The sequence below is a fragment of the Streptomyces sp. NPDC032472 genome (assembly GCF_040636955.1).
GTDB lineage: Bacteria > Actinomycetota > Actinomycetes > Streptomycetales > Streptomycetaceae > Streptomyces.
In genome coordinates, this window is sequence record NZ_JBEZVK010000019.1 from 107,212 (window position 1) to 120,945 (window position 13,734).

Sequence of the window (13,734 nt, forward strand, 5' to 3'; positions counted from 1 at the left end):
GGCCCTTGTGCGGTGACGCGATCGTTATCCGGATCTGAGCATCCTCTGAGCGAACACCGAATGACATCGAGGCAACACGTGCCGCCCCCGGTACGGCCCCGCTCGTTACGGACACGTAGCGTTATGGGCTGTGCGTGCGTGTCGGGTCTTGTGCATCTCCTCCTTTTCCGCTAGGACCCTGAACACGGCGCCCTGCGCCCGCAGTTCGTGCGCCGTCCGCTCCCGCGGCGCCCGACGGCGTCGTCACCGTCGGTGCCGGTACGGCCCGCCCCGGCAGGTCGGGCTACGCGGGAACCCGGCGGGTCGGCCGTCCGACTGTCTGTTGCGTGGCCCAAGGCGCGCCCCGGGCCGCATCCTCCTCACCCGCACCGCAACCGGCAGGAGTACCGCATGCACCTGAACCGAAGGGACGTGCTGCGCGCGTCGACCGTGCTCGGCGTCGGCGGGGCCGTCGGCGCCGCTGCCGGGCCCGCCGCAGCGGCCCCGGCACACGCGACCGCCCCGTCCGCCCCTTCCGGGGCCCGGACACCCGGCGCGCCCCTGCGCGTCCACGTCGTCATGTTCGACGGGGTCGAGGAGCTCGACTTCGCCGCACCGTACGAGGTCTTCTCCGCAGCCCGCTTCTTCACGGACCGCCCGGTCGACGTCCGCTACGTCTCCGCCCCGCACCGTCCCGCGGTCCGTGCCGCCTACGGTACGGAGGTCCGCGGCCTGCACCCGTGGGCGCCGGCGGAGGCCGACGTGCTGGTCGTGCCGGGCGGCGGCTACGCGCGCCGCACCGATCCGGGGGTGTGGGCCGAGATCGGTCGGGGCACCCTGCCGCGCGCCCTGGCCGCGGCCGCCCGGCCCGGGCTCACCATCAGCGCCCTGTGCACGGGCGTCATGCTGCTGTCCGCCGCCGGGCTCACCAAGGGACGCCCCTGCACCACGCACCACAAGGCCCGGGCCGATCTGGAACAGCAGGGCGGCGTGCTCAAGAGCGCGCGCGTGGTCGACGACGGCGACCTCGTCACCGCGGGCGGCATCACGTCGGGCCTCGAACTCGCCCTGTGGCTCGTACGCCGCGGACTCGGGCCCGAGGCGGCCACCGGCCTGGAGGGCATGCTCGAGTACGAGGCGCGCGGAACCGTGTGGACGTCCGCCGCGCCGCCCCGGTAGGCAGCCCGCCCCGCCGCCCCGCGGGGGCTACCCGTGCCAGATCTTCTCGTACGCCTCCCGGTAGCCCCGCGGGTCCCAGGACGTGGCTCCGCCGCTGTTGTCGGCCGTGACCACGTGGACGGGGGCGACGTAACCGCTGGCGGGCTGCCCGGCGAAGGCACGGTTGAACTCGTCGACGATCTGCCAGCCCTGCTGCGCGAGCGGTTCGGGGACGGTGGCGGCCTGGTACTGCCTGCTGTTGATGCGCTGGAAGGCGGACGGGTCGCCGTCGCCCGCGCCGATGTTGAACGGCGGCCCGGCGCCCGGCTTCCCGGCGGCGCGCAGGGCCGGTGCGGCATCGGCGAAGTAGAGGTCGTTGATGGCCACGGAGTGGGTCCAAGCGCCGCGGAAGCGCGACAGCAGGGAGGAGACCTCCTGCGGGGTGCGCTGGCTCGCGTCCGGGATGGGGATGTTCTCGGAGGCCAGGATCCGCATGCCGGGGCAGTCGGCCAGCTGCCGTTTGATCAGCCTGGCCCCCGGACCGGGCGATCACCCAGTCGGCACTGATCCTCGCGACGTCCTCCACCTTCGTGGTGACGTTCGTGAACAGCGGCGGGTCCGCACTCGGGCCCGGCGAGCTGACCGCGTGCCAGCCCACCACCGGGATCCCCGCCGCCCGGGCCGCGGCCACCTGCCGGGAGGTCAACCGGGGGTCGAAGCCGCCGATGACGATGCCGGAGGGCTTGAGGGCGACCGCCTGGCTGAGCGCGGCCTGCACCCCGGCCGGGGTTCCCTCGCCGTCGATCACCCGGACCTTCCAGCCGATGGCCGAGGCGGCCTGCTCGACGCCCTTGGCGACGCCGGCGACGCCCGGGTTGGTCATGGTCTGCGCGACGTAGACCAGCGTCTTGCCGGGGACCGCCGCAGGTCCGCTCGTGGGACCGGTCCACGCGGCGTCGGTGCTCTCGGCCGCCCGTACGGCCGCCTGCGCCGCCCTCAGGGCGGCCGGGCAGCCGCCGGAGGACGACGGGACGGCGCTCGCCGGCAGGCCGGTGCCCGCGGGTCCGCCCCCGCAGCCGGCGAGGGCGGCGGCTGCGGCCGCCAACAGGGCCGCGGCCGCGAGGGCGGTCGTGCGGTTCGGGTACACGGTGCTCCTGACGACGACGCTGACGGATGCCGGCGCTGGGGGACGCTGACGTGGACTGCGGTCGGTGCTACCCCGTGCCGTTCCCCGCCGGCGCGGGCGGCGGCCCCGGGGACGGCGGCCCCGCGGGCGGATGCCGGTCCGGGGCTGCCCGGGTGCGCAGCCGCCGCCGGGAGGCGTAGCCGGCCAGGCCGACCGCCAACAGCAGGGTGGCGCCGTTGAACAGCGGGGTGGCCCAGAACCGGGCGCCGAGCTGGCCGATCCCGGCGAGCCCCACGGCGAGCACGCTGACGGCCACGAGCGTGCCCAGGGCGTTGGCCCGGCCCGGCTTGATCGTGGTCGAGCCGAGCAGCGCCCCGACGAAGGCGGGCAGCAGGTAGTCCAGGCCGACGCTCGGGTTGCCGATCTGCTGCTGCGCGGCGAGCAGGACCCCGCAGACGCCGACGACCAGGCCGGAGCCGGTGAAGGCGTACACGCAGTACCGCCGGGTGGGGATGCCGAGGACGGCGGCGGCGCGGGGGTTGGAGCCGATGACGTACAGGTACCGGCCCAGCGGCAGCCGCTCCAGCACCACCCACAGGGCGACGGTGACCCCGAGGACGTAGAAGGCGGGCAGCGGCAGGCCGAGGAACCGCCCGTCGTACAGCCCGGTGAAGGCGGCCGGAAGGCCCTGCGGACCGGGGACGATGCGGCTCCCGTCGGTGAGCCATCCGGTGAGGGCGTACATGATGCTGCCGGTGCCGAGCGTCGCGATGAACGAGTCGATCCGCCCGAACTCGACGACGATGCCGTTCAGGGCGCCGACCAGCGCCCCGCCGAGCACGACCGCCAGGCAGGCGAGCGGCCAGGCCACGCCCTCGTCGACGATCAGGTACATCACCATGACGTGCGCCAGCCCCAGCCCGTAGCCGATGGACAGGTCGAAGTTGCCGCTCGCGACGGGGATCGTCGCGCCGAGCGCGAGGAGGGCGGGCACGGACTGGTTGGACAGGATCGAGGAGACGTTCTCCCGCGTGGGGAAGGTGTCGGGCAGGGCCAGCGAGAAGACCAGGAACAGCAGGACGGTGAGGGCCAGGAGCCCGTACGTGCCGAGCAGGTGTCCGTGTCCGTGGCCGTGCAGCAGCCCCGGCAGCCGGCGGCGCGCCGACGGTCCGGCGGTCACCGGTGCGCCGCGTTTCCGGTGATGGCGGGCATGGCCGAGGCGGTGCGGGTGAGTTCGGCGACGGTCAGCGTCTCGCCCGACAGCTCGGCCGCGACGCTCCCGCGGACGAACACCAGCGCCCGGTGGGCGAGGTCGGCGACCTCCTCGAAGTCGGAGGAGACGAGCAGGACGGCCAGGCCGGAGGCGAGCGCGTCGCCGAGGAGGCGGTGGATCGCGGCCTTCGCGCCGACGTCCACGCTCGCGGTCGGCTCCTCCAGGACCAGCAGGCGCTGCCGCCCCCGCAGCCACCGCCCGACGACCACCTTCTGCTGGTTGCCGCCGGACAGGCCGGCGATGGGCACCTCGCTGTCCCGGGGGTGCACCGAGAACCGCTCGATGAGGGCGGCGGCCTCGGCGCGCTCCCGGCGCGGAGCGGTCCAGCGCAGGCTGGGCACTCCGGCCGCCCGCGGGTTGGCCAGGAGGTTCTCCCGTACGGTCAGGTCGGCGGCGCAGCCCTCCTCCTGGCGGTTGCCGGCCACGAAGCCGACGCCGCGTCCGACGGCCTCGGCGACGGTGCGGGGGCGGTACGGACGGCCGCCGAGCAGCGCCCGGCCGCCGAGGGACGGCCCCGCCCCGGCGAGGGCGCGGCCCAGGTGGAGGTGGCCGGATCCGGTGAGGCCCACCAGGGCGAGGACCTCGCCCTGGCGCAGCTCCAGGCTGAGGGGTGCGGTGCGGTCGGTGTCCACGGCGTCGAGCCGCAGGACGGGCAGCGGGCCGGCACCTGCGGAGGCGGGAGCGGCGGTGGTTGCGGCGGTGGCCGTCCGGCGCCCGGGCGGTGCGCTGCCCACGATGTCGCACACCAGGCGGGCGGGGCCGTACGGGGCGAGGGGCCCGTGGCTGACGAGTCGGCCGTCGCGCAGCACGGCGAAGGTGTCCGCGACCCGGTACACCTCGTCGAGCCTGTGGCTGACGTAGAGGATGCCGTGGCCCCGGTCGCGCAGTGCGTGCAGGACGTCGAAGAGCCGGGCGCAGTCCGCGGCGGGAAGGGTCGCGGTCGGCTCGTCGAGGACGAAGAGCTCCGCCCGCTTCGCGAGGGCCCGGGCGATGGCGACGAGGGAGCGCTCGGCGGGGGCGAGGTCGGCGATCCGCGCGTCGGCGTCCAGGTGTCCGGCGACGGTCTCCAGGGCCTCGGCGCAGCGTTCCCGGGTCCGCCGCCAGGACACCAGGCCGTGACGGCGCGGGTAGCCGGTGCCCAGGGCGATGTTCTCGGCGACGGTCATCCAGTCGACCAGTCCCAGGTCCTGGTGGATGAACGACATCGCACGCGCGGCGGCGTCGGAGCCGAGCGGATGCCCGGCGACCGTCACCTCGCCCGCGTCGGCGTGGTGGACGCCGGCGAGCACCTTGATCAGCGTGGACTTCCCGGCCCCGTTGGGCCCGAGGAGGGCGAGGACGCTGCCGCGGTGGAGGTCGAGGTCGACCCCGTCGAGGGCGAGGGTGCCGCCGAACCGCTTGGCCAGACCGCGCACCCGGACGAGCGGCACTGCACCGGGGCGCCCGGGCGGGCTCGTCGAGGGGGCGGAAGTGTCATGCACGGACGTCTCCGGGGCCGGCCGGGGCAGTTCTCGTCCGCAGCGTAGGGCGGAGCCGGAGGAACCCCGGGGACCTACGGTGCACTACCCGGCATATCGCCATCCCTTGTGGCTCCAATGGTCCAGTGGTCGCGTGGGTGAGTGGCCGAGTGGCCGAGTGCCCGGGTGGTCGACCGCGGCGGGGTGGTCGACCGCGGCCGTCAGGCGACCGCGTCGAGCGCGCACTCCGCCCAGATGACCTTGCCCTGGGGCGTGTAGCGGGTGCCCCAGGCCTGGGAGAGCTGCGCGACGAGGAACAGGCCGCGGCCGCCCTCGTCCGTGCTGGCCGCGCGGCGCAGGTGCGGGGCGGTGCTGCTGCCGTCTGAGACCTCGCAGATCAGGGTGCGGTCGCGGATCAGGCGCACCTGGATGGGCTCGGTGCCGTACCGGACCGCGTTGGTCACCAGCTCGCTGAGCATCAGCTCCGCGGCGAACGCCAGCTCCTCCAGTCCCCACTCGGCGAGCCGGCGGGTGGCGGCGGCGCGGACGTCACAGACCAGGGCGGGGTCGGCGCTCAGGTCCCATGCGGCGATCCGGTCGGCGGGCAGGGTGTGCGTACGGGCCACCAGCAGGGCGATGTCGTCGCCGGGGTGTTCGGGGGCCACGGCCTCGATGACCGCCTGGCAGGTGTCCTCGGGCGCCCGGGCCGGGTGGGCCAGGGCGCGGCGCAGCTGGTCGAGGGAGACGTCGATGTCGCGCTCGCGGTCCTCGATGAGCCCGTCGGTGTAGAGCACCAGCGTGCTGTTTTCGGGCAGCTGGATCTCGGCCGTCTCGAAGGGCAGGCCGCCCAGGCCGAGCGGGGGGCCCGCGGGCAGCTCGGGGAAGGACACGGTGCCGTCGGGATGGACCAGCGCGGGCGGCGGGTGGCCAGCGCGGGCCATGGTGCACTGCCGTGTCGTGGGGTCGTAGACCGCGTACAGGCAGGTGGCGCCGGCGATGCCGGTGCTGCCGCCGGTCACGTCGTCGCAGCCTTCCTCCCGGTCCAGCCGTACCAGCAGGTTGTCGAGGTGGGTCAGGAGCTCGTCGGGGGCGAGTTCCAGTTCGGCGAAGTTGCGGGCGGCGGTCCGCAGCCGGCCCATCGTGGCGGCGGCGTGCAGTCCGTGGCCGACGACGTCCCCGACGAGGAGGGCGACGCGGGTGCCGGAGAGCGGGATGACGTCGAACCAGTCGCCGCCCACTCCGGACTCGGCGGGCAGGTAGCGGTGGGCCACCTCGACGGCGCCCTGCTCGGGGAGGCCGCGCGGCAGCAGGCTGCGCTGCAGGGCCAGGGCGAGGGTGTGCTCGCGGGTGTAGCGGCGGGCGTTGTCGATGGACAGGGCGGCACGGGCCGCGAGTTCCTGGGCCAGCCAGCTGTCGTCGTCCCCGAAGGGGGCCGGGTCCTGCGCGCGGTAGAAGCTCGCGATGCCCAGCAGGACGCCGCGCGCGAGCAGCGGGACGGAGATCAGCGAGTGCACGCCGTGGGCGAGGATCCGGTCGGCGTGCTCGCTGCCCTGGCGTATCCAGCCGGCGGCGAGCGCCAGGTCGGGTTCCAGCACGGCCTGCCCACTGGCCAGGCAGCGCATGTGGGGGGTCTCGGGGCGGAGTTCCACCCGCCGGCCGACCGGGTAGAACGGGCAGTCCTCGCGGATGCCGTGGACGACCGTGCGCTGCAGCTCGACCGAGGGGTCGATGGATTCGTCGCCGCGCAGCACGGCCTCGGGGACGTCGACGGTGACGTAGTCGGCCAGCCGCGGGACCGCCACCTCGGCGAGCTCCCAGGCGGTCCGGCTCACGTCCAGGGTGGTGCCGATACGGGTGCTGGCCTCGGCCAGCAGCTCCAGGCGGCGCCGGGCCGCGAGGGCGTACTTCCCGACCCCGGGCTCGCCCACGAGCACCAGCCCCCTGGTCGCGCCGCGCCCGTCGGCGTCCGTGCCGCGGGGGCGCGCCGCGGTGCCGGGCCCGGGCGGCGCGGCGGCCAGGTGGTGCACGGGCGGTTCCTCGCCGGTCAGGACGGCCTCGACGACCACCCCCTCCACCCCGGCGCGGCTGGTGAGCCGGCGGCTGAGGAGGGTGACCTCCCGGCCGTGGGGCAGGGGCACCTCGACCGCGACCCGCCGGTTCGAGGAGATGAGTTCGGTGGCCTTCTCCTTCAGGACCATCTGGTCCAGGGGGTCCAGCCCGCTGTCGGCCAGCTCGTCCAGCCGGACCGGCTGCCCGTTCCCGCCGTGGCCGGCGCCCGCGGCGGCCCCGACGCGGGCGCGGGCGTCGAGGTACGTGTGCAGCAGCCCCTGCTCCCGGGCCGAACTCTCCTCCGTCAGCCGCCGCTCGATGCTCTCGGCCGCCCGGCGGATCAGCGCGGGCAGGACCGGGTCCTCGTAGCTGTGCGGGTACCCGAAGCACAGGACGCCGACGATGTCACCGCTGAGCTGGTCGCGGATGGGGGTGGCGGAGCAGGCGTTCGACTGGGACCGCTCGGCGAAGTGCTCGGCCCCGTACACCTGGATGAGGCGCCGCTCGGCGAGCGCCAGGCCGATGCCGTTGGTCCCCGCGTAGCGTTCGGCGAAGACGAAGCCGGGCACGCTCTGGATGGGGGGCAGGCTGCGGGCCAATGCGGGGTCCCCGAAACGGCGTTGGAGCACGGTGCCGTTGCCGTCGGCCAGGCACACGTTCATCTGGCTGCCCGAGAACCTGGACTGCAGCCGGTCCAGCACGGGTGCGGCGGCGTGCACGAGCCGGCTGTCGGGGTCGAAGTCGCTGCTGTAGGGGAGCTCGGTCTGGTCCGGCGAGAGGCCCAGCAGCCGACAGCGCTCCCACGAGTCCAGGATGTCGCTGCGCACGCCCGTCTCGACCGGCTCGCCCACCAGGAACCGCTCACGGGAGCGTGCAGGGCCGATCTGCTCTCCCCTGACCCCCATCTGCATCACTTCCCTAGTGGGACCGTGGTCCGGCCGTGCCGGGATGGTTGCGCCCTGAATCGGTCATTTGAGTATATTCCGGGCTGTTCGGGGCCACCGTCTCACAGGATCGCGACCGGATTGACGGGCGAGCCCGTCCCGCCGGGCACGTCGAGCGGCGCGACGACGATCATGAACTCGTGGCGCCCGGCCGCGGCGCAGGCGGCGGAGAGCCCCTCCAGGTCCAGGTTGTCCAGCAGGGGCACGCCCATGGCGGCGACGGCGAGGGCGTGCACGGGGGAGTGCAGGCCCTCGACCGGCGAGGGGCGCAGGTCGCTGTCCCCGTCGGCGCCCAGCAGGCCGATGCCGCGCTCGGCCAGCAGCGGCACGGCGTCGACGTGCAGGCCCGCACTGGCCGCGCCGACGTCCCAGGGGCCGAGCTCCCGGCGGCGGCGGAACCGGCCGGAGCGCACCAGCACCGCACAGCCCTCGTCGACCGCGACGCCGAGCGCCCGTTCCGCGGCGAGGAGGTCCGGGGCCCGGACCGCCCGGCCGGGCTCCAGCCAGTCCACCCCGAGGACGGCGGGCAGGTCGAGCAGTACGCCCTTGGCGACGAACGGGCCGAGGGCCGACACGGACCCGAAGCGGGCGCCGCCGGCGCCGACGGCCTCCCGGGCCGGGCGGCCTCCGTAGAGCTGCCCGCGGTAGGCGACATGGGAGAGCGCGTCGAGGTGGCTCACGGCCTTGCCGTGGTAGTCGACGCCGAGGAAGTCCTTGTGGGTCGCGGGCTCCGGGGCCTCCACGTCGCCGAGGTCCGACATGTAGTGCAGGGCGGGCTTGTCGTTGTCGGGGCCGGGCCGGGTGTCCCAGGGCAGGCCCAGCGGCACCGCCGTGCCGGACCGGACCAGGCCCGCGGCCCGGCGTACGTGCTCCGGGGTGACCCGGTTCCAGGCGCCGCGGTCGGCGGGGGTCCAGCGGCCCCAGGTGCGGACCGCGGCGAAGAGGGCGTCGAACTCCTCGCGGGAGACCCGGGGCGCCGGGTCGGGGGCGGGCTCGGTGCTCATCCGTACTCGCGCTCCAGGGGTCGCAGGCTCCGGCGCGGCGGCGGCGGGGGCGGCAGGCCGGGGCGGGGCGGCTCGGCGGGCGTCCGGCCGCCGCCCGTACGGTGACTCGCATGCCCGCGGCGCCGGGACGCCACGCGCGCGAGGCTGCGTGGTCCGCCGTACGGCGGACCCGGGAACGGGGCGGCGGCCGGCGAGTGGCAGTGGACGGCCGGCGAGGGGCAGGCTGGACCCATGAGGGCGTTCTTCCGCTCGCTCTCTCGGCCGGGAGCCGGCGGTCACCACCATGCCCTGTTCCGGCTCGCGGAGTGCGTGCCCTTCCTGATCGCACTGGTGGTGCTCGCCATCGAACTCTCGCCCGCGCACGTCATCTACACGGGCCCGCTGCTGGTCGCGACGCCCGCCCTGGCCGCCGTCACCATGGGGCCCAAGGGGACCCTCGCGGCGGCGCTGTGCGCCGTAGGGGTGAGCATCGCCACCGCCACGCACAACCATGCCTGGGGCGGACAGCAGGTCTACACCAATTTCCTGGCGCTGTTCCTGGTGTCGACCGCGAGCTTCATGACGAGCAGGACCGAGCGGACCCGCCGGCAGAACGAGCTCAACCAGGTCCGCCGGATCGCCGCCGCGGCGCAGGACGTCCTGCTGCGGCCCGTTCCGGAGCGCCTCGGCCCGGTCCGGGCGGCCAGCATGTACCTGGCGGCCGAGACGGGAGCGCAGATCGGCGGCGATCTGTACGAGGCGGTGGAGACCCGGTACGGGGTCAGGATGATCGTCGGGGACGTCCGGGGCAAGGGGCTGCCCGCCGTCCGCGCGGCCGCAGTGGTGCTGGGCGCGTTCCGGGAGGCCGTGCACTACGAGGACGAGCTGGCGGAGGTCATCAACCACTGTGCGGCGGCGCTCGAACGGGACGCCGCGGCGGCGAGCGCGGACGACGCTCCCGGGCTCCTGGAGGGCTTCGTGACGGCGCTCGTGGTGCAGGTGCCGGAGGGCCCCACCGTGGAGGTGGTCAACCGCGGGCATCCCCCTCCGCTGCTGTTGCGGAACGGCGAGGTCCACGCCCTGTACCCCGTGTCCCCGCTGCCGCCGCTCGGGCTGGAGGAGTTCCTCGACGGCACGTCCGGCACCACGGACAGCTACGTGTTCGAGCGCGGGGACCGGCTGCTGCTGCACACCGACGGCGTGATCGAGGCCCGCGACGGAGACAACGTCTTCTTCGCCCTGCCCGAGGCGATGGCGGAACTGCAGGACTGCACCCTGGAGGAGTTCCTGGAGGGGCTCCACGCGGGTCTGATGCGCCATACCAGGGGCCGGCTGGCGGACGACGTGGCGTTGATCGTCGTCGACCGCGCCGAGCACGGGGACGGCGAAGCCGCGGTGTGATGATTCGCTACCGCGGGTGATGGACTTGATCACGGCGCGTAGCCGCGGGCGGGGCGGGGAAGGCAACCGCGTGGATCGCCGACCGCCTGGGGGGATGGGATGGGATCAGGAACAGGAACAGGAACAGGAACAGCAACAGGATCCGGCTCAGCGCCGGAGCGGGGGCCGGTGGTCCTGGCGCTGCGCCACTACGGGCGGGAGCTGGCCCGGCTCCGACGGTACGCCGTACCCGCGATGCTCGGACCCGCGCTCGGAAACATCGGCATCAACTACGTCGCGCCGCTGGTCGTCGCGAAGCTCGTCGCCCGCCTCGCCGGGGACGGCGGGACCACCCTGGACCGCGCGCTGCCGTACGTCCTCGGCTTCGGCGGCGTCCTGCTGCTCTCCGAGGCGCTGTGGCGGCTCGGCCTGCACTGCCTGAACCGCCTCGACGCCCTGGGGATCGAGCACCTGTACGTGATCGGCCTGGACGAGCTGTTCGCCCGGGACGCCGCCTTCTTCCACGACAACTTCGCCGGATCGCTGACCAAGCGGGTGCTGAGCTTCGCCTCCCGCTTCGAGGAGTTCGTCGACGCGCTGACGTTCTCGGTCATCGGCCGCTTCGTGCCGCTGCTGTTCGGCTCGGTGGTGCTCTGGCAGTACGAGCCGCTGCTCGTGGTGTGGCTCCTGGCGATGATCGCGGTCACCGGAGTGTGCGTGGCCCCCCTCATCCGCCGCCGTCAGGCGCTCGTCGACCGGCGCGAGGCGGCCATCGCCAGGGTCTCGGGCCATGTCGCCGACAGCATCATGAACATGGACACGGTCCGGGCGTTCGCGGCCGAGCCGCGCGAGGCCGCCGAACACCGCTCCCGCGTCGCGGAGTCGCGGCGGCTGACGCTGAGGTCGTGGGACTACGGCAACCTCCGCATCGACACCGTGGTCGCACCGATGTCCGTGCTGACCAACGCGCTGGGCCTGCTGATCGCCGTCGCGGTCGGGGTCGGGGCCGGCGGCGGGGGCGGGCACGGCGTGGAGGCGGTCGTGGTGGCCTTCACCTACTTCCAGAACGCCACGCGGATCATGTTCGAGTTCAACCAGATCTACCGTCGCCTGGAGAGCTCGATGACGGAGGCCGCGCAGTTCACCGAACTGCTGCTGACCCCGCCGACCGTGCTCGACCCGCCCCGGCCGGAACCGCTGCAGCCCGGGGCCGCCGACGTCCGCTTCGAGCGCGTCCGCTTCGCCCACGCGGGCGCGAAGCCGCTCTTCGAGGGGCTCGACCTGGACGTGCCCAGCGGGGCCAAGATCGGTCTCGTCGGACGCTCCGGCGGCGGCAAGACCACCCTCACCCGGCTCCTGCTGCGGATGAGCGACGTCAACGCCGGCCGGATCCTCATCGGGGGCCAGGACATCAGCCGGCTGCGCCAGGCCGACCTGCGCAGCCTGATCGCGTACGTCCCGCAGGACCCGGCGATGTTCCACCGCACGCTGCGGGAGAACATCGCGTTCGCCCGGCCCGACGCCGGGGACGCCGAGATCCGCCGGGCGGCCGAGGCGGCGCACGTCACCGAGTTCGCCGATGCCCTGCCCGACGGCTTCGACACGCTGGTGGGAGAACGGGGCGTCAAACTGTCCGGCGGGCAGCGCCAGCGCGTCGCCCTCGCCCGGGCCATCCTGCGCGACGCGCCGCTCCTGCTGCTCGACGAGGCGACCAGCGCCCTGGACTCGGAGAGCGAGATCCTCGTCCAGCAGGCGCTGTGGCAGCTCATGGAGGGCCGGACCGCGCTCGTGGTGGCGCACCGGCTGAGCACGGTCGCCGCCATGGACCGGCTCGTCGTCCTCGACCGCGGGCGGATCATCGAACAGGGCAGCCACCAGGAACTGCTCGCCCTGGACGGGGCCTACGCGAAGCTGTGGCAGCACCAGTCGGGCGGCTTCCTCGACGACGGAACCCCGCGGACCGCGCACGGGTGAGGACGGGAGCCCGCCCCGCGTTGTCAGTGGCCGCGGGCACAATTCCGTACATGATCCAGACGTTTCCGCTGGCGCTGCCCGGCACTCTCGTGGACACCCACCGCATCGACTTCACCCGCCTGTACTCGACGGGTTGGGGCGTCGTTGCCCACGACGTCGCCGCGGCTCCGAACGGGGACGTGTACGCGCTGTACGGGGTCAGCCGGTACACCTCGGGCGTGGCCGAGGGCGAACCGGACCCGGCCCGGGCCAATTTCGCGTACGTGATCATCACCCGCTACTCGGCGCAGGGCGAGGTCCTGGCGAGCGCCGTGGCCGGGCGGTCGGGCCGCAACTACCTGGACGGAACCGAATCGGCCCTGGCCACCGGCAGCGACATGACCCTGTGCGTGCTGCCCGACGGCACCCTGTCCCTGAACGCCCACCCGAACTCCACCACGTTGATCGCCTCCGACCTGAGCCGGGTCCTGGCCGCCTACTCCTCGGACGACGGCCGCCCGTTCCGCAAGCCGTACGTCCCGGGCAACCCCTTCGCCGGCTCGATCAGCGTGACCCCCTCCGGCCGTCTGCTGTGCGTCGCCTCCGAGTACGGGGTGTGGAACTACGGCAGCGCCATCCCCAACCTCGTGGGCGTGGCCGACGGCCCCCTCACCCCCGAACACAAACCGGTGATCCGCGCGTTCGCCTCCATTGACCCGGAGCCCAAGCACCAGGGCGAGGTCGACGTGCAGCCCCACGTCCGGCACGGCGGAGAACCGGTCGGCCTCACCCGCCGGCCCCGCCCCTCGCTGTCCGAACTCCTCGCCGGCGAGGGCTACTCCTGGCGCTGGCACGGCGCCCGCCTGAAGCGGCCCGTCCCCCTCGCCGACGACCTCTTCGTCCTGCCCGTGTACGCGCGCACCCTGCGCGGCGGCAGCCGCGGCCTTCCCTTCTCCTACTCCCTCGTCGACGACCAGGGGGCCACGGTCGGCCGCCTCGACGGCATGCACCCCTACCGCGACAGCCCCTTCACCGGCTTCTGCTGGAACCTGGCCTCCGATCCGCACCGCGGCCGCGCCTACCACCTCAACCGCTACGGCCTGTTCGCCTGGAACAAGGCCGGGGAGCTGCGCGCCCGGCTCGACACGGGGACCAAGACCCACCGGCCGCTGACCCGCTTCACCCTCACGGCCTGCACGCCCTCCGGCGACCTGCTGCTCGTCCACCAGAAGCAGCACCTGGTCCTGCGCGTGCCCGCCCCGGACGATCTCGGGGACCTCGCCGCCTCCGTCGAGCAGGCCCTCGGCGCCTACACCAAGCAGCGCACCGCCCTGAAGAAGCAGTGGACCCCGGAGAACTGGCACTGGACCGACCCGTCCACCCCGGTCCACCACCTCTGACCGGCCCGCTCGGCGCGGAAGGCCCCGCGGCC

The 13,734-nt window shown here is 74.2% G+C and carries 9 protein-coding genes and 1 pseudogene; 5 read left to right on the forward strand and 5 right to left on the reverse strand.

What is annotated here, in order from left to right:
* Window positions 1–396 precede the first annotated feature (396 nt).
* Window positions 397–1,158, forward strand: a complete 762-nt coding sequence (locus AB0F11_RS15605; RefSeq protein WP_362173011.1) for a DJ-1/PfpI family protein — start codon at window positions 397–399, stop codon at window positions 1,156–1,158.
* A 27-nt stretch (window positions 1,159–1,185) separates the two neighbouring features.
* Here the strand turns inward: AB0F11_RS15605 and AB0F11_RS15610 are convergent.
* A pseudogene (locus AB0F11_RS15610) lies at window positions 1,186–2,185 on the reverse strand (substrate-binding domain-containing protein).
* Between AB0F11_RS15610 and AB0F11_RS15615 the strand changes: the two are divergent.
* A complete protein-coding gene (locus tag AB0F11_RS15615) occupies window positions 2,073–2,333 on the forward strand; it encodes a hypothetical protein (protein WP_362173023.1) in 261 nt (86 codons plus the stop codon). The pseudogene AB0F11_RS15610 and the gene AB0F11_RS15615 sit on opposite strands and share 113 nt — an antisense overlap.
* A gap of 18 nt (window positions 2,334–2,351) precedes the next feature.
* Here AB0F11_RS15615 and AB0F11_RS15620 read toward each other — a convergent pair whose 3' ends face one another.
* The 4 genes from AB0F11_RS15620 to AB0F11_RS15635 form a co-directional block, all read right to left on the reverse strand.
* On the reverse strand, window positions 2,352–3,413 hold the full coding sequence (locus AB0F11_RS15620; RefSeq protein ID WP_362173014.1) for an ABC transporter permease: 1,062 nt from the start codon (window positions 3,411–3,413) through the stop codon (window positions 2,352–2,354).
* A gap of 26 nt (window positions 3,414–3,439) precedes the next feature.
* A complete protein-coding gene (locus AB0F11_RS15625) occupies window positions 3,440–5,017 on the reverse strand; it encodes a sugar ABC transporter ATP-binding protein (protein ID WP_362172907.1) in 1,578 nt (525 codons plus the stop codon).
* 197 nt (window positions 5,018–5,214) lie between these two features.
* Window positions 5,215–7,947, reverse strand: coding sequence for a SpoIIE family protein phosphatase (locus AB0F11_RS15630; protein WP_362172910.1), 2,733 nt, complete (start codon window positions 7,945–7,947; stop codon window positions 5,215–5,217).
* Window positions 7,948–8,048: 101 nt separating this feature from the next.
* Window positions 8,049–8,990, reverse strand: a complete 942-nt coding sequence (locus AB0F11_RS15635) for a cyclase family protein (protein WP_362172912.1) — start codon at window positions 8,988–8,990, stop codon at window positions 8,049–8,051.
* Between the two features lie 231 nt (window positions 8,991–9,221).
* On the opposite strand from AB0F11_RS15635, the gene AB0F11_RS15640 reads away from it, so the two are divergent.
* From AB0F11_RS15640 to AB0F11_RS15650, 3 genes are all read left to right on the forward strand, one after another.
* Window positions 9,222–10,370 carry a PP2C family protein-serine/threonine phosphatase gene (locus tag AB0F11_RS15640; RefSeq protein WP_362172915.1) on the forward strand — a complete coding sequence of 383 codons (1,149 nt, stop codon included), beginning with the start codon at window positions 9,222–9,224 and terminating at the stop codon, window positions 10,368–10,370.
* A 168-nt stretch (window positions 10,371–10,538) separates the two neighbouring features.
* Window positions 10,539–12,323 carry an ABC transporter ATP-binding protein gene (locus AB0F11_RS15645; protein WP_362172918.1) on the forward strand — a complete coding sequence of 595 codons (1,785 nt, stop codon included), beginning with the start codon at window positions 10,539–10,541 and terminating at the stop codon, window positions 12,321–12,323.
* Window positions 12,324–12,373: 50 nt separating this feature from the next.
* Complete coding sequence (locus AB0F11_RS15650) at window positions 12,374–13,702, forward strand: hypothetical protein (RefSeq protein ID WP_362172921.1); 1,329 nt, start codon at window positions 12,374–12,376, stop codon at window positions 13,700–13,702.
* Window positions 13,703–13,734: the final 32 nt, after the last annotated feature.

Coding starts and splice junctions, on each gene's coding strand:
- AB0F11_RS15635 (WP_362172912.1), bottom strand. CDS start 8,990: ATGAGCACCGAGCCCGCCCCCGACCCGGCGCCCCGGGTCTCCCGCGAG.
- AB0F11_RS15640 (WP_362172915.1), top strand. CDS start 9,222: ATGAGGGCGTTCTTCCGCTCGCTCTCTCGGCCGGGAGCCGGCGGTCAC.
- AB0F11_RS15650 (WP_362172921.1), top strand. CDS start 12,374: ATGATCCAGACGTTTCCGCTGGCGCTGCCCGGCACTCTCGTGGACACC.
- AB0F11_RS15630 (WP_362172910.1), bottom strand. CDS start 7,947: ATGGGGGTCAGGGGAGAGCAGATCGGCCCTGCACGCTCCCGTGAGCGG.